At 73.0% G+C, this 19,528-nt stretch carries 21 protein-coding genes and 1 riboswitch; of the genes, 11 read left to right on the top strand and 10 right to left on the bottom strand.

Annotated features, from left to right (window positions below):
- From AB0F04_RS07530 to AB0F04_RS07520, 3 genes are all read right to left on the bottom strand, one after another.
- Positions 1 to 1,008: a cobalamin biosynthesis protein gene (locus tag AB0F04_RS07530; RefSeq protein WP_362038823.1), complete on the bottom strand. Its 1,008-nt coding sequence runs from the start codon at positions 1,006 to 1,008 to the stop codon at positions 1 to 3.
- Between the two features lie 122 nt (positions 1,009 to 1,130).
- Positions 1,131 to 1,204, bottom strand: a riboswitch (cobalamin riboswitch).
- Positions 1,205 to 1,385: 181 nt separating this feature from the next.
- Positions 1,386 to 1,607 (bottom strand): hypothetical protein, encoded by a 222-nt coding sequence (locus AB0F04_RS07525; RefSeq protein WP_053670757.1) that lies wholly within the window; start codon positions 1,605 to 1,607, stop codon positions 1,386 to 1,388.
- A 32-nt stretch (positions 1,608 to 1,639) separates the two neighbouring features.
- Positions 1,640 to 2,902, bottom strand: coding sequence for an inorganic phosphate transporter (locus tag AB0F04_RS07520; protein WP_362038821.1), 1,263 nt, complete (start codon positions 2,900 to 2,902; stop codon positions 1,640 to 1,642).
- Between the two features lie 399 nt (positions 2,903 to 3,301).
- On the opposite strand from AB0F04_RS07520, the gene AB0F04_RS07515 reads away from it, so the two are divergent.
- From AB0F04_RS07515 to AB0F04_RS07505, 3 genes are all read left to right on the top strand, one after another.
- Positions 3,302 to 4,030, top strand: coding sequence for a class II aldolase/adducin family protein (locus AB0F04_RS07515; protein WP_362039778.1), 729 nt, complete (start codon positions 3,302 to 3,304; stop codon positions 4,028 to 4,030).
- A 99-nt stretch (positions 4,031 to 4,129) separates the two neighbouring features.
- Entirely contained in the window at positions 4,130 to 5,257 is a 1,128-nt protein-coding gene (locus AB0F04_RS07510; protein ID WP_362038819.1) for an alpha/beta fold hydrolase, read from the top strand.
- A gap of 255 nt (positions 5,258 to 5,512) precedes the next feature.
- On the top strand, positions 5,513 to 6,913 hold the full coding sequence (locus AB0F04_RS07505) for a hypothetical protein (RefSeq protein ID WP_362038818.1): 1,401 nt from the start codon (positions 5,513 to 5,515) through the stop codon (positions 6,911 to 6,913).
- A gap of 21 nt (positions 6,914 to 6,934) precedes the next feature.
- Here the strand turns inward: AB0F04_RS07505 and AB0F04_RS07500 are convergent, their stop codons facing one another.
- On the bottom strand, positions 6,935 to 7,351 hold the full coding sequence (locus AB0F04_RS07500) for a VOC family protein (RefSeq protein ID WP_362038816.1): 417 nt from the start codon (positions 7,349 to 7,351) through the stop codon (positions 6,935 to 6,937).
- A 274-nt stretch (positions 7,352 to 7,625) separates the two neighbouring features.
- Between AB0F04_RS07500 and AB0F04_RS07495 the strand changes: the two genes are divergently transcribed.
- The 3 genes from AB0F04_RS07495 to AB0F04_RS07485 all read left to right on the top strand — a co-directional run bounded on the left by AB0F04_RS07495 (position 7,626) and on the right by AB0F04_RS07485 (position 10,706).
- Positions 7,626 to 9,224: an ABC-F family ATP-binding cassette domain-containing protein gene (locus tag AB0F04_RS07495; protein ID WP_362038814.1), complete on the top strand. Its 1,599-nt coding sequence runs from the start codon at positions 7,626 to 7,628 to the stop codon at positions 9,222 to 9,224.
- Between the two features lie 352 nt (positions 9,225 to 9,576).
- The gene (locus tag AB0F04_RS07490; protein ID WP_010037790.1) at positions 9,577 to 9,795 is read left to right on the top strand and encodes a helix-turn-helix domain-containing protein; all 219 of its coding nucleotides are present in this window, start codon (positions 9,577 to 9,579) and stop codon (positions 9,793 to 9,795) included.
- A gap of 107 nt (positions 9,796 to 9,902) precedes the next feature.
- The gene (locus AB0F04_RS07485; protein WP_362038813.1) at positions 9,903 to 10,706 is read left to right on the top strand and encodes an enoyl-CoA hydratase/isomerase family protein; all 804 of its coding nucleotides are present in this window, start codon (positions 9,903 to 9,905) and stop codon (positions 10,704 to 10,706) included.
- A gap of 300 nt (positions 10,707 to 11,006) precedes the next feature.
- Here AB0F04_RS07485 and AB0F04_RS07480 read toward each other — a convergent pair whose 3' ends face one another.
- Positions 11,007 to 11,729 (bottom strand): nucleopolyhedrovirus P10 family protein, encoded by a 723-nt coding sequence (locus AB0F04_RS07480; protein WP_362038811.1) that lies wholly within the window; start codon positions 11,727 to 11,729, stop codon positions 11,007 to 11,009.
- A gap of 87 nt (positions 11,730 to 11,816) precedes the next feature.
- Between AB0F04_RS07480 and AB0F04_RS07475 the strand changes: the two genes are divergently transcribed.
- From AB0F04_RS07475 to amaP, 5 genes are read left to right on the top strand one after another with little or no spacing between them, the layout of a single operon-like run.
- The gene (locus tag AB0F04_RS07475) at positions 11,817 to 12,290 is read left to right on the top strand and encodes an Asp23/Gls24 family envelope stress response protein (RefSeq protein WP_351626157.1); all 474 of its coding nucleotides are present in this window, start codon (positions 11,817 to 11,819) and stop codon (positions 12,288 to 12,290) included.
- A gap of 46 nt (positions 12,291 to 12,336) precedes the next feature.
- Entirely contained in the window at positions 12,337 to 12,519 is a 183-nt protein-coding gene (locus AB0F04_RS07470; RefSeq protein WP_033310926.1) for a hypothetical protein, read from the top strand.
- Positions 12,516 to 12,893, top strand: a complete 378-nt coding sequence (locus tag AB0F04_RS07465; RefSeq protein ID WP_362038808.1) for a hypothetical protein — start codon at positions 12,516 to 12,518, stop codon at positions 12,891 to 12,893. Before AB0F04_RS07470 ends, AB0F04_RS07465 begins: the two co-directional genes overlap by 4 nt.
- Positions 12,890 to 13,600 carry a DUF6286 domain-containing protein gene (locus AB0F04_RS07460; RefSeq protein WP_362038807.1) on the top strand — a complete coding sequence of 237 codons (711 nt, stop codon included), beginning with the start codon at positions 12,890 to 12,892 and terminating at the stop codon, positions 13,598 to 13,600. Before AB0F04_RS07465 ends, AB0F04_RS07460 begins: the two co-directional genes overlap by 4 nt.
- A 6-nt stretch (positions 13,601 to 13,606) precedes the next feature.
- A complete protein-coding gene (gene amaP / locus AB0F04_RS07455) occupies positions 13,607 to 14,185 on the top strand; it encodes an alkaline shock response membrane anchor protein AmaP (protein ID WP_362038805.1) in 579 nt (192 codons plus the stop codon).
- Positions 14,186 to 14,279: 94 nt separating this feature from the next.
- Here amaP and AB0F04_RS07450 read toward each other — a convergent pair whose 3' ends face one another.
- From AB0F04_RS07450 to AB0F04_RS07430, 5 genes are all read right to left on the bottom strand, one after another.
- A complete protein-coding gene (locus AB0F04_RS07450; RefSeq protein WP_362038803.1) occupies positions 14,280 to 15,035 on the bottom strand; it encodes an SDR family oxidoreductase in 756 nt (251 codons plus the stop codon).
- 5 nt (positions 15,036 to 15,040) lie between these two features.
- Complete coding sequence (locus tag AB0F04_RS07445) at positions 15,041 to 16,825, bottom strand: glycoside hydrolase family 15 protein (protein ID WP_362038800.1); 1,785 nt, start codon at positions 16,823 to 16,825, stop codon at positions 15,041 to 15,043.
- 283 nt (positions 16,826 to 17,108) lie between these two features.
- Positions 17,109 to 17,906, bottom strand: coding sequence for an SURF1 family protein (locus AB0F04_RS07440; RefSeq protein WP_362038798.1), 798 nt, complete (start codon positions 17,904 to 17,906; stop codon positions 17,109 to 17,111).
- Positions 17,907 to 17,955: 49 nt separating this feature from the next.
- Entirely contained in the window at positions 17,956 to 18,189 is a 234-nt protein-coding gene (locus AB0F04_RS07435; protein ID WP_078615365.1) for a hypothetical protein, read from the bottom strand.
- A gap of 132 nt (positions 18,190 to 18,321) precedes the next feature.
- Complete coding sequence (locus AB0F04_RS07430; RefSeq protein WP_362038796.1) at positions 18,322 to 19,323, bottom strand: DEDDh family exonuclease; 1,002 nt, start codon at positions 19,321 to 19,323, stop codon at positions 18,322 to 18,324.
- Positions 19,324 to 19,528 lie beyond the last annotated feature (205 nt).

The following is a 19,528-nucleotide window of genomic DNA, read 5'->3' as shown; positions in this document are numbered from 1 at the left end:
TCATGTCCCCCTCTTCAGCGACCGCGCGCCCTTGAGCGCCGGCGCACTCCCGAATGACCGTGCGTTCCTGAACAGCCGCGCACTCGCCAGCAGCCGCGCGCCCGCGCACACCCCGAGCGCGAGCCAGGTGACGCGCTGCGACAGCCGCACGGCCCGTTCGACGTCGTGCGTGCCGACGGCACGCCCTTGCGTGTTCAGCACGGGCCGGTGCTCCACCCGCCCGCCGTAGGAGAGCGTCCCGCCGAGCCGCACCCCGAGCGCTCCCGCGAACGAGGCCTCCACGGGCCCGGCGTTGGGACTCGGATGCTTCGCCGCGTCGGTCCGCCAGGCCCGCACGGCCTCCCGCGGGTCCGGCCCGGCCAGGGTGGCGAGCACGGCGGTCAGCCGCGCTCCCGGCCACCCCGCGAGGTCGTCCAGCCGTGCGGAGGCCCATCCGTAGCGGCGGTAACGGGCCGACTTGTGCCCGACCATGGCGTCCAGGGTGTTGACGGCCCGGAAGCCCAGCAGCCCCGGCACTCCACCGACGGCCCCCCACACCAGCGCCCCCACGACCGCGTCGGAGGTGTTCTCGGCGACGGACTCGACCACGGCCCGTGCCATGCCGTCGGCGTCGAGGGCCTGCGGGTCCCGCCCGCACAGATGCGGCAGCCGCGCCCGGGCCGCCTCGACGTCCCCGGCCTCCAGGGCACGCCCGATGGTCCGCGCCTCCCTGGCGAGTGAAGTCCCCCCGACGACGGCCCAGGTGGCGGCTCCGGTCAGCGCGACCGAGGCGACGGTGGACGTCCGCACGGCACGCGCGGCGACGGACCCGAGGGCGACGGCCCCTCCGGCACACACGGCGGTGTGCAGCGCGCCCCACCCGCGGTGGTCCCGCCACAGCACCCGTTCCACGGCACCCGCGCCCCGTCCGAACGCGGCGACCGGATGTCCTCGGCGAGGATCACCGAGCAGCAGGTCACCGATCAGACCGGCGGCGGCGCCGTACGCGAAGACGCGACCGGCACCCATCGGCTCAGCCGGCCTGGGGGGCGGGCAGGGGTGGGGTGTTGAACCTCGATCGGCAGCCGCGCATGGCGATGTGTGTCCTCACTCAGGGTGTCCACGCCCTGGTTCGACGAGACCGGCGGTGAGAGTTCCTGGCTCCCGGGGATTGCTACCCCGGTGACAGTGGCGGGACCGCGCCGGACTCGCACCGGCTTCCTCTCCTGCCGCCGTACTGGCCCCGGCAGTCCACCACGGCCGCGAACCGCCGTCAACTTGCCGTTGACCTGCGCGGGGAGAGTGTGGAGAACCCCACACCGCCCCTGCCCCCACACGACAACCGGGCGGCACGGGACCGAAGTCCCGTGCCGCCCGGCGGACACGACGTGCGATCGGTCGGGCCGTCAGGCCACGATCAGATAGATGCCGTACCCCACGGCCGCCGCACACGCCGCGAAGCACGCGTACGCGCCGGTGACGGCGAGGCTCGCGGACCCGCCCTGCGCCACCGCCCGCTCGCGGCGCGACAGGCCGGTGATGCCGAGGGTGAACAGGCCGACGAGGGCCACGGTGACCACAAGGCTGACGCCGAAGACGGAGCCGAGGGCCGCCCAGTCGATCTTCATCTCAGTAACTCTTCCTTGTAACCGGTGGCGGGTCAGACCGTGGTGGTCGTGGTCGGCGTGCGCTCGGCGGTGGCCTGCGACGGGAACGAGGGGACCGGGTCCTCCGACGCCGTGGCCGTGCCACCCACCGGCGGCGGTGTCACCGCGGCGATCGCCGTGGTCACCACACCGGCCGGCTCCGCCTCCACGGTGTCGTCGGTGTCGTTGACGTTGGTGTGGTCGACGACCTCACGCCGCGAGAGCTTCCAGATCGCCGCGCTGGAGGCGACGAGGAAGACGGCCACCACGGCGGTGCCCCAGCTGCCGAAGCCGGTGACGTACTCGGCGAGAGCGCCCACCAGGGCCGCCGCCGGCAGCGTCAGACCCCAGGCGACGAACATCCGCGTCGCGGTGGACCAGCGGACCACGCCGCCCTTGCGGCCGAGCCCGGCACCCATCACCGAACCGGACACGGAGTGCGTCGTGGAGAGGGAGAAACCGAGGTGCGAGGAGGCAAGGATGACCGTGGCCGCGGAGGTCTGGGCGGCGAAGCCCTGCTGCGGCTGGAGGTCGGTCAGTCCCTTGCCCATGGTGCGGATGATGCGCCAGCCACCCAGGTAGGTGCCGAGCGCGATGGCGAGACCCGCCGAGAGGATGACCCACATGGGCGGGTCCGAGTCGGGCGCCACGGTGCCGCCGGCGACCAGGGCGAGGGTGATGACACCCATGGTCTTCTGCGCGTCGTTGGTGCCGTGCGCCAGGGAGACCAGGCCCGCCGAGGCGATCTGGCCGGCCCGGTAGCCCTTCTTGGACGCCTTGTCCTCGGCCTTGCTGCCGAGGGAGTAGGTCAGCCGCGTGGCGAGCATCGCCGCGATGCCCGCGACCAGCGGGGCGGCGATCGCAGGGATCAGCACCTTGGTGACCAGCACGTCCCCGTGCACCGCGCCGACGCCCGCCGAGGCGATCGTGGCGCCGATCAGACCGCCCATGAGGGCGTGGGAGGAGCTGGAGGGCAGACCGACCAGCCAGGTCAGCAGGTTCCAGAGGATCGCGCCGACCAGGGCGGCGAAGATGACCTCGGGACGGATGCCGGCCTCGTCGACGAGGCCTTTGGAGATCGTGTTGGCGACTTCGACGGACAGGAAGGCGCCCACCAGGTTGAGGACCGCGGACATGGCCACCGCAGCCTTGGGCTTCATGGCGCCCGTGGAAATGGTGGTGGCCATCGCGTTCGCGGTGTCGTGGAAACCGTTCGTGAAATCGAACGCGAGTGCGGTGACCACCACAATCGCGAGGATCAGCGAGAAGCTTTCCATTTACCCAGGCAATCGTTCGAGGTTGTTGGCTCGATGAACGTAGGGAACCTGGGTGAACGGAAGATGAACTGGGAGGGGCGCAGGGGTGACCGCAACAGGGGGTCGGTATTCCGCCACGGGGCGGCCTCCCGGGGCCCCGGGGCACAGCCTCCGCGGGTGAACCACTTCACCCCTTCGAGTGACCCGTCGAACAGGCTCCGGTCACCCGCCGGGGTGCCGCCGCCGTTGTGTACGAAGTCCCCCGCTTCCGCGACGCAGGAAAGCGCAGCCTGGCAGGATCGCGGCATGGCTGAGCAGCGAGGCGACGAGCGGCGCACGGCGGACGCACAGGGGAGCGCGGGGGTGCGGGGGAGCGCAGAGGGGCTGGGGAGCACAGAGGGGCTGGGGAGCGCGGCGGGGGTGCACAGGGGCCCAGGAGGGCAGGGGAGCCCAGGGGGGCAGGAAAGCGCGGCGGGTCCGGGGGAGTCGCGTGGCGGGGCCGCGCGGCCCGAGGAGGCCCGCGCCTGGGACGACCTCGTCACCACGGCCCTCCGGACGGTCTCCGACGGACTCGTCGTCGGCACGTCCGGCAACGTCTCGGTGCGGGTCGGGGACACCGTCCTGGTCACGCCGTCCGGCGTCCCCTACGACCGGCTGACGCCCGACGACGTGACCGGCGTCGACCTCGACGGCCGGCAGGTCCTCGGCACCCTCGTCCCGACCAGCGAGCTGCCCATGCACCTCGCCGTCTACCGCACGACCGACGCGCTGGCCGTCGTCCACACCCACGCCGTGCACGCGACGGCCGTCTCGACGCTCGTGACCGAGCTCCCGCTGATCCACTACATGGCCGCCGCGCTCGGCGGCCCCGTCCGGGTCGCCCCGTACGCCCCGTACGGCAGCGACGAGTTGGCGGAGAACATGCTCCGGGCCCTCGCCGGCCGCTCCGGGTGCCTGCTGCAGAACCACGGCACCCTCACCCACGGAAGCACCCTCGCCCAGGCGTACGACCGCACCGCCCAGCTGGAGTGGATGTGCCGCCTGTGGCTCACCGCCTCCTCGGTGCCCGGCCTGGCCCCGAGCCTGCTGTCCCGGGAGCAGCTGACGGAGGTGGAGGAGCGCCTGCGCGGCTACGGCCAGCGCGGCTGAGCCGTCCCCACGCCCGGCCCGCGCCGGCGCCCGGCCGCGGGGCTCACCCCCGGCTCCCTCCCACTGGTCGCCCGCGCCGTCCGCCGGGACACTGGAGCCGTGCGCCCTGCCAAAGCGACGGCCGCTGCCGTCACCGCCGTGATCGGGGCCGGTGCCGCCGCGGTGGCCGCCGGCCGGCTTGCCAGCGACGCCGCGCTCAAGGCGCCCCCCGGCAGGCCCCTGCCCACCGAACCCCGGCTCACCGTGCACGGCACCGCCGCCGGGCAGATCCGCCTCACCCGGGACCTCGCCGCCCTGCGCCCCGGCCGCTACGGCCTCTCCGGCGACGGCTCCCACGCCGTCGTCGGCCCCGTCCTGACCGGCGTCCAGCACCCCGCCGACACCGTCGTGCGCCGCCTGGAGAGCGTCACGCACGGCACGCTGAGGTCCGGGGACAAGGTGTGGCTCACGCCGAACGTGTACGTCGGCAACCCCGGCACGGCCCTCGGACTCGAACACGCCGACGTCGACGTCCCCGGCGATCTCGGCGCGCTGCCCGCGTGGTTCGTGCCGGGCAAGCGGACCACCTGGGTGATCGCCGTGCACGGTCTGGGGACCACCCGGGAACTGGCCCTGAACGTCATGGGATTCCTGCAGCGCAGCCACTTCCCGGTGCTCGCCCTCGCCTACCGCGGCGACCTGGGCGCGCCGCGCCCGCCCGACGGCCTGAACCACCTCGGCGAGACGGAGTGGCGCGACGTCGACGCGGCGATCCGCCACGCCGTGCGCCACGGGGCCCGGCAGGTCGTCCTGCACGGCTGGTCCACCGGCGCCACCATGGCCCTGCACGCCGCAGCGCAATCAGAGCTGCGCGACCGCGTCTGCGGGCTCGTCCTGGACTCCCCGGTGCTCAACTGGGAGACCACCCTGCGCGCCCTCGCCTCGGCCCGCCGTACCCCGGGCGCGCTGCTGCCCCTCGCGGTCCGCGCCGCCCAGGGCCGCACCGGGCTGGGCGGCGACCGCGCCGCGGGCACGGCCCCGGCCGACGGGCTGCGCGTCCCGGCGCTCGTCCTCCACGGGCCGGGTGACACCGTCGCCCCCTGGCAGCCGTCGCGCCGGCTCGCCGCCGCCCGCCCCGACCTGGTCGCCCTGCGCACCGTCGCCGACGCTCCGCACGGCGCCATGTGGAACGCCGACCCGGACGGCTACGAGGAGGCGCTGCGACGCTTCCTGACGCCCTTGGTGTGACGCCTCGGGGGACACACGCCGCCGCGCCTCCTCCGGCGGACTCCCGCACACCCTCCGTTCAGACCCCCGTCACCCCGGCGCAACCAGCTCTCCTCCCGCTCCCCGCGGACCGGTCGCCATGATTCCGTTTAGCGTCGTACCACTGGCCGGTTCCCGGCCCTCAGCACCTCCCGGGAGCCGGTGCGTTGGCCATCCCCGTCGCCCGCCGTGACATTCCGTTTGGGTTTTCGGACCGTCAACCGGAAGACTGCCCCCGTGACGTCCCGTATCCCGCGCGACTCCAGGCTTCGACTCGTCCGCCCGCGACCCCTGGCCGCCGCCCCTCCAGCGATGAACCAGCGGCGCTCGCGCCGCCCCGCGCCGCGCCCCCCGGAGGGCACCCCGGCACCGGCGGAGCTGGCCAGAATGGCTCGCTCAGGCCTTGCCGGCGCGGCCCGCGTCGCCCGCTGGGCGGACGCCGCGCTCGGCCCCGGCCGGGACAGCGCCACCGACGACGGCAAAGCCACCCTCTCCGACGCGACCGCCGAACGGGCCGCCCGCGATCTGGGCCTGAGCCCGGCTCAGGTCAGAGCCGACTGGGACACCGCGCGCCTCGCCGGCCTCGTCGAGGTGCACGGCGACAGCGCCCGCCCCGGGTGGCGGCTGCGCGCCTGGAACCGTGACGACAGTGCCGTGCTGCGCGGCTGGGTCGCGCTCTTCGACGCCTGGTCGCTCGCCCACCCGGAGCCGGCCGAGCACGAGCCCGCCGCCGTCGCCGAGGTCGTCTCGGCCATGCCGCAGGCGCTCTCCTTCCTCCAGCTGTCCGCCGGGCCCGTCCCCGTGGAACAGCTCCTCGATCTCCTGGAGCAGCGGGTCACCGAGCTGCGGACCGCCCGCTGCGAGATCCCCTACGGCCCCCGGCCCGAGCCGCCGGCCGAACCGGAGCCCACCGACGCCCCGCTCGCCCCGCTGCTCGACTGGGCCCTGCGCGCCCTCGCCTCCGTCGGCGCCCTCACCTACGGCGACGGCCAGGCCACCCTCACCCCGCTCGGCAGCTGGGCCGTCTGGGTCAAGCTGGAGCAGATCTGCGTCGCCGCGCAGAGCCCCGCCGGGAACATCGAGCAGGCCGCCGAGGACATGCTCCGCGGTTGCGCCCAGCTGCGCCCGAACGCGGCCCGCGCCGAGTACCGCGCCTGGCTCGCCGCCCGTCCGGTCGGCAGCGCCGTCACCGAACTCCTCGATGCCGCCCGCGGCGAGGACGCCCTGCTGCGCGGCCTCGCCTTCGAGGCGCTGCGCGTGGTCGGCGCCCCCGCCGAGCCGGACGTCCGCGGCGTGCTGGACGAGCCCACGCTGAGGCCGTACGCGTTGCTGTGGCTGGCCGAGCACGACGGCGCCGACCCCGAGGACGCCCACGAGGTCCTCACCCGCGAGGAGGCCACGTGGCTGTGGGTGGACACCGCCGCCGCCGTCGCCGACCACGGTGAGGCGCCGCTGCTGGTGCGCCACCTGGAGTCGGCGGTGCAGCCGACCGTCCCGAGGCTCCTGGACGAGGTACGCGCCGTGGGACACCCGCGCACCGTGCAGGTGCTGGTCGCCCTCGCCGCCGCACACCCCGACCCGGCCCTCGCCAAGGCGGTCCGCAGGGCCGCCTTCCAGGTGCACACCGGCGGCAGCTAGGGCAGCCGGATCCGGGGGACGTCAGCCCGTCGTGATCTCCGGCGCGTACGTGCCGAAGCTCCACACATTGCCCTCGAGGTCGCGGGCCATGTAGTCCCGCGAGCCGTAGTCCTGGTCCGTCGGGGGCATGAGCACCTCCACGCCGTGCTCCACGGCGTGGCGGTGGTGCCCGTCCACGTCGTCCACCACCACGTACACCCCCGTGGTGCCCGCGTTCTTCATCGCCGTGTCGAACAGGCCGCCCCGGCCCCTGCTGCCGACCATCACCGCGCCGTTGCCCTGCGCCAGCTCGGCGTGCAGCACCGAGCCGTCCTCGCCCTCGTACACCGACAGCTCCGTGAAGCCGAAGGCCTCCGTGAGCTGCCGGATCGCCGCCTTCGCGTCCGTGTACAACAGCGTCGGGTAGACGCTCGGACGCCCGCCGGACGTGCCTGCCATGGCGATCACTTCCTCGGGACTCGCGGGGCTGTCGCCCTCAGTGTTCCACCGGTCCCCGGCAACGGCCCCGCGCCCGGCCGCCGGTGATCGAACACCCGCACACAGAAAAAGTGGTTGCACGCCCCCGTTAGACTGTCCCCCATGGCCATTCTCCTCGCGCATTAGACGGCGGGAACGCCCGCCCGTCGCCCGCCACCGCCCTTCCAACGGCGCGCTACGCGCGGCACCCCCTGATTCGTCCATCCCGCCCCCGTATCCGCCCTGGAGTCTGTCCGTGATCTCCGCCTCCGGTATCGAGCTGCGCGCCGGTGCCCGCGTCCTCATCGAAAACGCCTCGTTCCGCATCGCTAAGGGCGACCGCATCGGCCTGGTCGGCCGCAACGGCGCGGGGAAGACCACCCTCACCAAGTGCCTGGCGGGCGAGGGCATGCCCGCCGGCGGTTCCATCACCCGCTCCGGTGAGGTCGGCTACCTCCCGCAGGACCCCCGCACCGGCGACCTCGACATCCTCGCCCGCGACCGCATCCTCTCCGCGCGCGGCCTGGACGTGCTGATCCGCAAGATGCGCGACAACGAACAGCGCATCGCCAACGGCCAGGGCGCGACCCGCGAGAAGGCGCTGAGGCAGTACGAGCGTCAGGAGACGGAGTTCCTCACCAAGGGCGGGTACGCCGCCGAGGCCGAGGCCGCCACCATCGCCGCCGCGCTGAACCTGCCCGACCGGGTCCTCGGCCAGCCGCTGCACACCCTCTCCGGCGGTCAGCGCCGCCGTATCGAGCTGGCCCGGATCCTCTTCTCCGACGCGGACACCCTGCTGCTCGACGAGCCCACGAACCACCTCGACGCCGACTCGATCGTCTGGCTGCGGGACTACCTGAAGACCTACCGCGGCGGCTTCATCGTGATCTCCCACGACGTCGACCTCGTCGAGACGGTGGTCAACAAGGTGTTCTACCTGGACGCCAACCGCGCTCAGATCGACATCTACAACATGGGCTGGAAGCTCTACCAGCAGCAGCGCGAGGCCGACGAGAAGCGCCGCAAGCGCGAGCGGCAGAACGCCGAGAAGAAGGCCTCCGCGCTGCACTCGCAGGCCGACAAGATGCGGGCCAAGGCCACCAAGACCGTCGCCGCGCAGAACATGGCCCGCCGGGCGGACAAACTGCTGGCCGGCCTGGAGGCCGAGCGGAAGTCCGACAAGGTCGCCAAACTGCGCTTCCCCGAGCCCTCCCCGTGCGGCAAGACCCCGCTGATGGCCGAGGGGCTGTCGAAGTCCTACGGCTCGCTGGAGATCTTCACCGACGTCGATCTGGCCATCGACAAGGGCTCGCGCGTCGTCATCCTGGGCCTCAACGGCGCCGGCAAGACGACCCTGCTCCGCCTGCTCGGCGGCGCGGAGCAGCCCGACACCGGCAAGGTCATCGAGGGCCACGGCCTCAAGCTCGGCTACTACGCGCAGGAGCACGAGACCCTCGACCCGGAGCGCACGGTGTTGGAGAACATGCGCTCGGCCGCCCCCGACCTGGACCTGGTGGAGGTCCGCAAGACGCTCGGCTCGTTCCTGTTCTCCGGCGACGACGTCGACAAGCCGGCCGGGGTGCTCTCCGGCGGCGAGAAGACCCGCCTCGCCCTCGCCACCCTCGTGGTGTCCTCCGCCAACGTGCTGCTCCTCGACGAGCCGACCAACAACCTCGACCCCGCCAGCCGCGAGGAGATCCTCGGCGCGCTGCGCACCTACAAGGGCGCGGTCGTCCTCGTCACGCACGACGAGGGCGCGGTCGAGGCGCTCCAGCCGGAGCGGATCATCCTGCTGCCGGACGGCGTCGAGGACCTGTGGGGCGCCGACTACGCGGATCTCGTCGCCCTGGCCTGAGCGGCGACGGCGCTTGATCGAATGCGTGATCAACGGCGTATGGATCATTCGGCCCAACGGTGATCCATCATCTGTGTGAGATCTCCTCGTACCGAGGTGTGTCCTACATCGATATCGCGGCCGAGCCCCCGATCCTTCCGGGCTCGGCCGCGCCGCCTTTCTGACCTGGCCTTTTCCTCCACCATCCGTTCGGCCGTACGGACGGCACTCTTCGGAATTCCGCATTCCGTATGTGGGGAGGTGCTCCTGTCGTCACAACCTTGTCTCACGGACCTTGCCGAATGGGTGGCCAGGAAGGCCCGGAGGGGTGATCATGAGGAGACCAGAGCGCACTTCCCATGAGGAGGCACGGGTGGCCGAGACTCTGAAGAAGGGCAGCCGGGTGACCGGCGCCGCGCGCGACAAGCTCGCGGCAGACCTGAAGAAGAAGTACGACGCCGGTGCGAGCATCCGGGCGTTGGCCGAGGAGACCGGCCGCTCGTATGGCTTTGTGCACCGCATGCTCAGTGAGTCGGGCGTCACGCTGCGAGGGCGTGGCGGGGCGACCCGGGGCAAGAAGGCCACGGCCTGACCCCGGGTGGCCCCTCGGCTTCGATGGTGGCCACCCGGTCGGTCGACTGATCGGCCGGGTGGTTACTGTGCAGTCACTTAGCTGACCGCACACATCGGAGGCGTTCCATGGCTTCGCCCGACAAGGACCTCGTTCCCGTACTCGACAAGGACGGCGTACGGCTCACCGTCGACGACGCGATCGCCACGGTGACGCTGACCAACCCGGACAAGCGCAACGCGCAGAGCCCCGCTCTGTGGCGGGCATTGACCGAGGCCGGGCGCCGGCTGCCGGGCTCCGTCCGCGTCGTGGTGCTGCGGGCCGAGGGCAAGTCCTTCTCGGCCGGGCTCGACCGACAGGCGTTCACGCCCGAGGGCTTCGACGGCGAGCCGTCGTTCATCGACCTCGCGCGCGGCGCCGACGCCGAGTTGGACGCGACCATCGCCGAATACCAGGAGGCGTTCACCTGGTGGCGGCGCAGCGACATCGTCTCCGTCGCCGCTGTCCAGGGGCATGCCATCGGGGCGGGCTTCCAGCTCGCCCTCGCCTGCGACCTGCGCGTCGTCGCCGACGACGTGCAGTTCGCCATGCGCGAGACCAGCCTCGGACTCGTGCCCGACCTGACGGGCACGCACCCGCTGGTGGGGCTCGTCGGATACGCCCGCGCGCTGGAGATCTGCGTGACCGGGCGCTTCGTCACGGCCGAGGAGGCCGTGAACAGCGGTCTCGCCAGCCTCGCCGTGCCCGCCGGCCAGCTGGACGACACGGTCCGCGACCTCGTCTCGGCCGTGCTGGCCGCGCCCCGCGACGCCGTCATCGAGACCAAGGCCCTGCTGCGCGGCGCCCAGGACCGCACGTACGAGGAGCAGCGCGCGGCCGAGCGCCAGTCCCAGGCCCGCAGGCTGCGGGACCTCGCGGGCATCGAGGACTGAGCCCGCCGGACACGACCCGAGCCGCCGCCTTCGCGCCCGCGAGACGCCACGGCGGGGCCTGAAGCGCGGTCAGCCGAGCGCGCTCGCGTCGGCGCGGCGCGGCCGGATGGGAGCCAAAACGCGGTCAGCCGACCACCCTCCCGCCCGCCCCGCACAGCCGGGCGGAGCCGGAGGCGCGTTCAGCCGATCGCGCGGCCAGCCGACCGCCCTGGCTCCCGCCCCGCGGGCCGGGGGCGGGAAGGGCCGGCAGCCGACCGCACTCGGGCCCGTGCGGCATCTCCGGCGGAGCCGGAAGCGCGGTCAGCCGATCGCGCTCACCACGACCGCCACCGTCGGGTGATCCGACAGCGTCCGCCTGACCGCCGTCCGGACCTCGCGGGCCACGTCCCGGGCCCGCCGGTCCGAGCCCACCGCCAGCTCCAGCCGGACATGGCGGTGGGGCAGTGCTGCACCCTCGGGGAACAGCAGCTCGATGTGCACGGGGTGGCCCAGCGTGCCCGTCAGATGGAGGGCCCCGGGGACGCCGACCGCGGCGGCGGCCACCCGGGCCTCGTCGGAGCCCTTGACCTGCGCGGCAACCGGCAGTTCGGGGAGGCCCTGGGTGGGCTCCGCAGGCCCCTCCTCGTCCTCGTCCAGCAGCCCCGTCACCCGCAGGTCCACCTCCGCCACCGTCAGGCCGAGCCGCCCGCTCGCCGCGGTCGCCAGCGTCTCCCGCAGCAGGGTCGCCGTCGCCGGCAGGGGCTGCGAGGCCGTCGCGGCGAACTCCGCCGTCACCCGCAGCGGCCCGGGCGGCAGCGCACTCGGCGGAGCCGGCACGGCCGGCTCGGCCGTGTCCGCCGTGTCGGCGACCGCGATCCGGAGCATGCCGAGGCGCACACCCGGCGCGTCCCACACCGCACGCCTCAGCACCTCCTCCGCGGCCCGCTCCGCGATCCACGCGCCGTCCCGCGCGTCACCCAGCGGCAGAAGCCTGCCGATTCCCAGCTGATGTCTCACTGCCTGCGTCCATCGGTCGGCCGTCATTACCCCAGCCTGCCGCATCAGAGGCGCGCTCCCGCGTAACCGTGCTTACGGTGGTCCAAGGACGACGACCGAAAGGGACGTACGGCGATGACTGACATGACCGAGAACCGGGGCGGGGAGTCCGACACGCCGGCTGCGCGCAGGAGCCCGCTGGTGAAGCGCGGGGGAGGAGACCCGGGCTCCCGCGGACGGACGACCATCGCGGACGGCGTCGTGGAGAAGATCGCCGGGCTCGCCGCACGTGACGTCGACGGCGTGCACGCCATGGGCAGTGGTCTGTCCCGGACCTTCGGCGCCGTGCGCGACCGGGTGCCCGGCGGCGCGAAGTCGGTGACGCGCGGGGTGAAGGCCGAGGTCGGTGAGGTGCAGGCCGCCCTCGACCTGGAGATCGTCGTGGAGTACGGCGTGTCGATCGCCGACGTGGCGCGGGGCGTACGGGAGAACGTCATCACCGCCGTCGAGCGGATGACCGGGCTCGAGGTCGTCGAGGTCAACATCGCGGTGAGCGACGTGAAGCTGCCGGACGAGGAGGAAGAGGAACCGGAGCGCCGGATCCAGTGAGGCACGGGCCATCGGACAACACAGCGGCTGAGGAGCTGAGGAGCGCATGAGCATGGCCGTGGTCGGCATGATCGCCGGCATGGCGCTGGCCTTCGCCGGATACTTCGGCGGGTTCGGTGCCTTCGTGCTGGTGGCGGCGCTGGGCGCCGTCGGCTTCGTCGTCGGCCGGTTCCTGGACGGGGACATGGACTTCGGCGACTTCTTCCGTGTCCGTGAACGGCGGCGGTGACGCCGGTGAGTACGGGGGCCGGTGAGCTCGACAGAGCCCTGAGCGTCGTCCCGCCGGGCGAGCGCGGCGGAACACGGATCGCCGACCGGGTCGTCGCGAAGATCGCCTCGCAGGCGGCCCGCGAAGCCGTCGGCACGCTGCCGCCCGGCGCCGGCCGGCCCTCCGCGTCCGTCGTCGTGCACCACGACGTCGCCCACGTCCGCGTCCACGTCGAACTCGACTACCCCAGCGACATCGGCGCCCGCTGCCGCACGGTGCGCCGCCACGTGGTCGAGCGGGTGGGAGACCTGGTGGGCATGCAGGTGCCGGAGGTCGTCGTCCAAGTGGAGCGGCTGCACCTGGCCGGGCCCGGCCTACAGGGGAGGACGCGATGAGCGAACCCCACGGCGCACAGCCGCCCGAGGGCACCACACAGCGTCTTCCCGTCCTCGACGAGCAGAAGACGGATGCGCGGGAGACGAAGAACGGCGGCGGACCCGGCCGGTCCGACGCCTCGGACGCCCACGAGCCACCGCCCGGATCCGGGGCCGACGGCGGCCGCGAGGGCCGCTTCTGGTCGGCGCGCCGCGTCCCCGCGAGCGTCGTCGCCCTGCTGCTCGTGGGCCTGGCCGGACTGTTCCTCTACGACATCGTCTCCGTGCGCGCCGGCCGGCCCGGCATGTACTGGCGGCGCGAACTGGCGCGGCAACTCGCCGAACGCCCCCTCGACGACACATGGGTGCTCGTCGGCGCCGGGGTCGCCGCCGTCCTGGGTCTCTGGCTGCTGATCCTGGCCGCCACACCCGGCCTGCGGGACGTCCTCCCGATGCGGCGCACCCACACCGAGGTCCGTGCCGGACTGCACCGGGACGCCGCCGCCACCGCGCTGCGGGACCGGGCCATGGAGGTGGCCGGCGTGCAGTCGGCACGGGTACGGGTCCGCCGGCGGCGGGCCGACGTGCGCGCGACGGCGCACTTCCGGGAAGTGGACGACGTGAAAACCGATCTGGACGGCGTGCTCGCCGACGCGGTCGGGGGATTGGGGCTGTCCCGGCCGCCCGCGCTGTCGGTGCGCGTCCGGCGGCCCGGCCGGAAGGGGTGAGCGAAGGTGCTCAGGATCGTCAACCGTGTGTTCCTCGGCCTGGTGGGCCTGGTCCTGCTGGTGCTGGGCGGCTCCGTCCTGGCCGTCGGCCTGGGCGCCCCCGTGCCCTCGTGGTGGATCCACGACAGCAAGCACGACGTGCTGCTGAGCAACGCCGAGCGCACCCGCTGGCGTGACGAGGGCTGGTGGTGGCCGGTCGTCATCGCCGCCCTCGCCGTCGTGCTGCTGCTCGCCCTGTGGTGGCTCGTCGCGGCCCTGCGCCGGCGCCGCCTCGCCGAGGTGCTCGTCGACACCGGTGACGGCGACGGCGCGCTGCTGCGGGGCAGGGCCCTGGAGAATGTCCTCACCCAGGAGGCGGCCCACGTCGACGGTGTGGACGCGGCTCACGCCCGCCTGAGGGGCCGCCGCAGCACCCCCGAGGCCCACGTACGTCTCGCGCTGGAGCCGCACGTGGACCCGGGGACGGCCCTGACCGACTTCACGGCCGGCCCCTTGGCCCACGCGAAGACGTCGGCGGGTCTGCCGTCACTTCCGGCGGAGGTACGCCTACGGGGCGTCAAGCACGGTGCGGAGAGAGTGAGTTGACGGCGCACTCCGGGAATGCGCCCCGAGGGGCGCGGGGCTGATCGATGTGCGGCTCCGCCGCGCGGGCGCGACCAGCCCCGCGGCCGGCACCGGGTCAGAACCCGTGGCGTGCTCCCCCGTCGACGGGCACCATCACACCGGTCAGGTAGGAAGCGGCCGGCGACAACAGGAACGCCGCCACCCGCCCGAACTCTTCGGGCGCCCCGTACCGGCGCAGCGGAATCCGCGACTCCGACGCGGCCCGGGTCGCTTCGGGGTCCGCCGACAGCGCGTCCAGCTGCCGTACCCGGTCGGTGTCGATGCGCCCGGGCAGGACACCGACCACGCGGATGCCCCGAGGCCCCAGTTCGGCGGAGAGCGACTTGGCGAATCCCGCGAGCCCCGGCCGCAGCCCGTTGGAGATGGTCAGCCCCGGGATCGGTTCGTACACGGACCCGGACAGCACGAACCCGATGACGCCCCCGGCCTCCATCTCGGCGGCCGCGGCGCGGGCCAGCCGTACCGCACCGAGGAACACGGACTCGAACGCCGACTGCCACTGCTCGTCCGTGTTGTCCGCGACGAACCCGGCCGGCGGCCCGCCCACGCTGACGAGGACACCGTTGAAACGGCCGAAGTGCTCCCGGGCGGCCCCGATCAGCCGGGCCGCCGCCTCCGGGTCGGCGTTGTCGACGGCCACCCCGACCGCGTTCGGTCCCAGCCCGGCCGCCGCTTCGGCGACACTCTTCTCGTCACGCCCAGAGACGACCACCTTCGCCCCGTCCGCGACGAGCTCACGCGCGGTGGCGTTGCCGAGGCCCCGGGTGGCCCCGGTGACGACGTACACCCGGTCCTTCAGTCCAAGATCCATGGTCCCTATCCTGCCCCGTCCCCACCGAACAGGGCGAGGGCGGTGTTCACCAGCCCGATGTGACTGAACGCCTGCGGGAAGTTGCCGAGGTGCCGGCCGGTCACCGGGTCGAACTCCTCGGACAGCAGCCCGACGTCGTTGGCGAGCCCGGCCAGCCGCTCGAACAGCTCCCGGGCCTCCTTGGTGCGGCCCGTCATGGACAGGGCGTCGGCGAGCCAGAACGAGCACACCAGGAAGGCGCCCTCGCCGCCGGGCAGCCCGTCGACGTGCCCGTCGTCCGTGCTGTAGCGGCGCAGGAAAACACCGCCGTGGGCCAGCTCCTCGCGGACCGCGTCGATCGTGCCGATCACCCGCGGATCGTCCGGCGGCAGGAAGCCGACGCGCGGGATGAGCAGCAGAGCGGCGTCCAGTTCACGGGATCCGTAGGACTGCGTGAAGGTGTTGCGCTCCGCGTCGTAGCCCTTCTCGCACACCTCCTCGTGCACCTCGTCGCGCAGCGCACGCCAGCCGTCGAGGTCGCCGTCCAGCTCCGGATGGAGCTCCAGGGTGCGTACGGCACGGTCGGCGGCCACCCACACCATCACCTTCGAGTGCACGAACTGCCGCCGGCCGCCGCGCACCTCCCACAGTCCCTCGTCCGGCTGCTGCCAGTGGGTGCGCAGGAAGTCCATCAGGGCCGTCTGCAGCGCCCACACGTCCGGCTGCGGGGACAGGCCCGACTCGCGGGCGAGCGACAGGGAGTCCATGACCTCGCCGTAGACGTCCAGCTGGAGCTGGTTCACGGCGTCGTTGCCGACGCGTACGGGGGCGGAATCGACGAAGCCGGACAGCCACGGCAGTTCGAACTCGGGCAGCCGGCGCTCGCCCGCCACGCCGTACATGATCTGCAGATCCGCCGGGTCGCCCGCGACCGCGCGCAGCAGCCAGTTCCGCCAGGCCTCCGCCTCGTCCTGGTAGCCCGCGGCGAGCAGCGCGTTCAGGGTGAGGGTGGAGTCGCGCAGCCAGCAGTAGCGGTAGTCCCAGTTGCGCACCCCGCCCGGTTCTTCGGGCAGCGAGGTGGTGGGGGCGGCGACGATGCCGCCCGTGGGGGCGTAGGTGAGCGCCTTGAGGGTGATCAGGGAGCGGACGACGGCGTCCCGGTGGGGGCCGTCGTAGCGGCAGTGCGACACCCAGGACCGCCAGTCCTCCACGCTGTGACGCAGTGCGTCGTAGGGGTCGACGAGCGGCGGGCGCGGTTCGTGGGAGGGGTGCCAGGTCAGGACGAAGGCGACCTTTTCCCCCTTCTTGACGGTGAACTCGGCGTGCGTGCCGAAGTCCTCGCCCCAGCTGGTCACCTCCGGCTCGCTGCGCAGCCAGGCCGAGTCCGGGCCGGCGACGGCGACGCGGTGGCCGTCGGCCTTGCGCACCCAGGGGATGATCGAGCCGTAGTCGAAGCGCAGCTTGAGGACGCTGTGCAGCGTCACCTCGCCGTCGAGGCCCTCGACGACGCGGACCAGGTCGGGGGCGCGGTCGCGCTGGGGCATCAGATCGGTGACGCGGACCGCCCCTTGCCCGGTCTCCCACTCGGTGTCGAGGACGAGGGTGTCGCGGCGGTAGGCGCGCCGGGTGCAGCGGTCCGCCCCCACGGGGGCGAGGCGCCAGAAGCCGTTGTCCTCGTCACCGAGCAGTCTCGCGAAGCAGGCGGCCGAGTCGAAGCGGGGCAGGCACAACCAGTCGACGGATCCGTCCGTACCGACCAGGGCCGCGGTCTGTTCGTCGCCGATGAGCGCGTAGTCCTCGATGCTGGGCACCCAGTGCGAGTTCCCGGCAAGTCGCCGCGGCAATCAGGGCGGCGGCCGGGGGAGTGGCGCGCCGTCGCCGACCGGGGCGCGGCGGGGGCCGAGGCGACCGGATCCACGCAGCCCGCGTCTAGTGCCGTGGCAGGCAACGTTCGCCCCGTCGCGACGCCCGGCACGCACTCTCGCCGCACCGGCCGAAAGCCCAAGTACATCCAGTACGAGGGCTCCCGGCCGGCGCGCCGAGAGCACGCACCGGACGCCGCTCCTCACCGGGCGAACGTTGCCTGCCGCGGCACTAGACCGCCGCCGGCTCGGTCTCCGGCGTGTCGGATTCCTCGGCTGCCTTCTGGGCCCGCTCCCGGGCTTCGCGGCGGGCCAGGACCACCCAGCCGACCGGGACGGCCGCCGAGAAGAGCCACCACTGGACGGCGTACGCGTAGTTCAGCGCCGCGTCCTCCTTGCCGGGGTCGCCCAGCAGCTCGGGGACGTCGCCCTGGGGCTCGGGGGCGGTCTGGGCGATGTAGCCGCCCAGCACCCGGGCGTCCAGGCGCCGGGCCTGCTGTTCGCTGTTGATCAGCATGATCTGCCGGTCCGGCAGGCCCTGGAGGTTCTTGATGCCGCTAGACGCGGTCGTCTCGTCGGGCATCAGCCGCCCCTTGACGGTGACCTCGCCGCTCGGCGGCGCCGGAATCTTGGGGAACGTCGTCTGGCTCGGGCCGTCGGAGGGGATCCAGCCCCGGTTGACCAGCAGCACCTTGCCGTCGTCGAGGACGAACGGGGTCAGGACGTGATAGCCGACCTCGTCGTCGGAGTTGGTGCGGCGCCGGACGACGACCTCGTCCTCCGTGTCGAAACGCCCCTTCGCCCTCACCGTGCGGTACCGCTCGGCGCTGGTCACGGTGTGCCCGGGCGCGGTCAGCTTCTCCACGGGCACCGGATCGGCCGCCAGCGCGTCGGTGACCAGCTGGTTCCGGGCGGTGCGCTCCTCGTAGCGATGCATCTGCCAGATGCCCAGCCTGATCATCGTGGGGATGAGGAGCAGGGCGATCAACGAGAGGATCACCCACTGCCGGGACATCAGGAAGCGGTACACCCCACGACCGTACAACTCGGTCGTGGGGTGCATTCGGCCGGGGAGGGGTTCAGACCTTGTCGACAATTCCTGCCTTTCCCTCCGCGCGGGCGCAGTGGGCGCCGCAGTACCAGTGGCCCTCCACCTCGACACCCTGGCCGATGATCTGCACCCGGCAGTGCTCGCAGATGGGGGCCATGCGGTGGATCGCGCAGGAGAAGCAGTCGAAGACGTGCACCGCGCCCTGCGCGTGCACCTCGAAGGTCATTCCGTACTGATTGCCACATACCTCACAGGTCGCCATGCGCCACAGGGTGAGCCGTCGTCCCCGTGCGAGCGAGCGGGTGCCGGGCGAGTCGCCCGGCAATCACCCGTCCGTACGGTCACCTCGTGAGGCGGGCCACCCCGGCGGCGCGGCCCGCCCCTTTGGTGCGGCTCACCCTTCCGACGCCGGCTCCACGTCCGCGAGCAGCTGCCCGAAGGCCGCCTCGTCCACGACCGGCGTGCCGAACTGCCGGGCCTTGACGACCTTGGAGGTGCCCGAGTCCGGGTCGTTGGTGACGAGCAGGCTGGTGAGGCGGGACAGGCTCGTGGCCACATGCAGCCCGGCCTCGGTCGCACGGTCCTCCAGCAGGTCCCGCTCGGTGGAGGTGTCGCCGGAGAAGGCGACCCGCATGCCCTGCTTGAGCCGCCCGCCCGCCTCGTAGCGCCCGGGGTTGGGGTAGGGGCAGGCGGGGCGCTTACGGGACGGGCGCCAACTGCTCGGCCGGTAGCCGCCGTAGCCTCCGGGGCCCGCCTGCTGCCCGATGCGGGGCGTGGCGGGACGGTCCGTCCACTCCGTCAGCGGCCGGCACTCGTGCAGCGGCAGCCGTACGTTGTTCGCCGCCGCCGCCCGCAGGCTCGGCCGGAACGCCTCCGCCAGCACGCGCGCGTCGTCCAGGGCGTGGTGCGCCCGCTGCTGGACGACGCCGAAGTGCGCCGCGAGGGACTCCAGCTTGTGGTTGGGCAACGGCAGCCCGAGCTCCTTGGAGAGCGCGATGGTGCACAGCCGCTGCCGGACCGGGGCCTCGCGCTCGGCACGCGCGTACTCCCGGGCGATCATCTGCCAGTCGAAGACGGCGTTGTGCGCGACGAGCACCCGCCCCGCGAGCCGGGCCGTGAACTCCTCGGCGATGTCGGGGAAGAGGGGCGCCCCTTCGAGTGCCTCGCTCGTCAGTCCGTGGATCCACACCGGGCCCGGGTCGCGCTCGGGATTGACCGTCGTGTACCAGTGGTCCTCGACCTCGCCGCGCTCGTCCAGCCGGTAGACCGCCGCGGAGATGATGCGGTCGTCCCGGGCCAGGCCCGTGGTCTCCACGTCAACGACCGCGTACCCCTTGGGATACGCGGCCGGCCACGGCGTGGCCGAGAACACTGCGGTCGTCAGGTCTTCCAGCATGGTCATTGAGGATACGGGCCACGACTGACACCACCGTCCGCCAGGTGAGCGGGCCGGGCTCTTCCGACACGCCCTCAGGCCGGTTGTCCGGCTTGTCCGTTCGAGAGGGGTACGTCTGATCGGTCCTCAGTCGATCAGCCGGGCGTCCCGTCCCGCGAGGTCTGAATCCGCCTCGTGCCGGATTGGCGGAGATCGCCAAGAAGCA

It is taken from the genome of Streptomyces sp. NPDC029041 (assembly GCF_040637515.1).
Taxonomy (GTDB): Bacteria; Actinomycetota; Actinomycetes; order Streptomycetales; family Streptomycetaceae; genus Streptomyces.
This window is presented reverse-complemented; position numbering and strand designations above follow the sequence as displayed.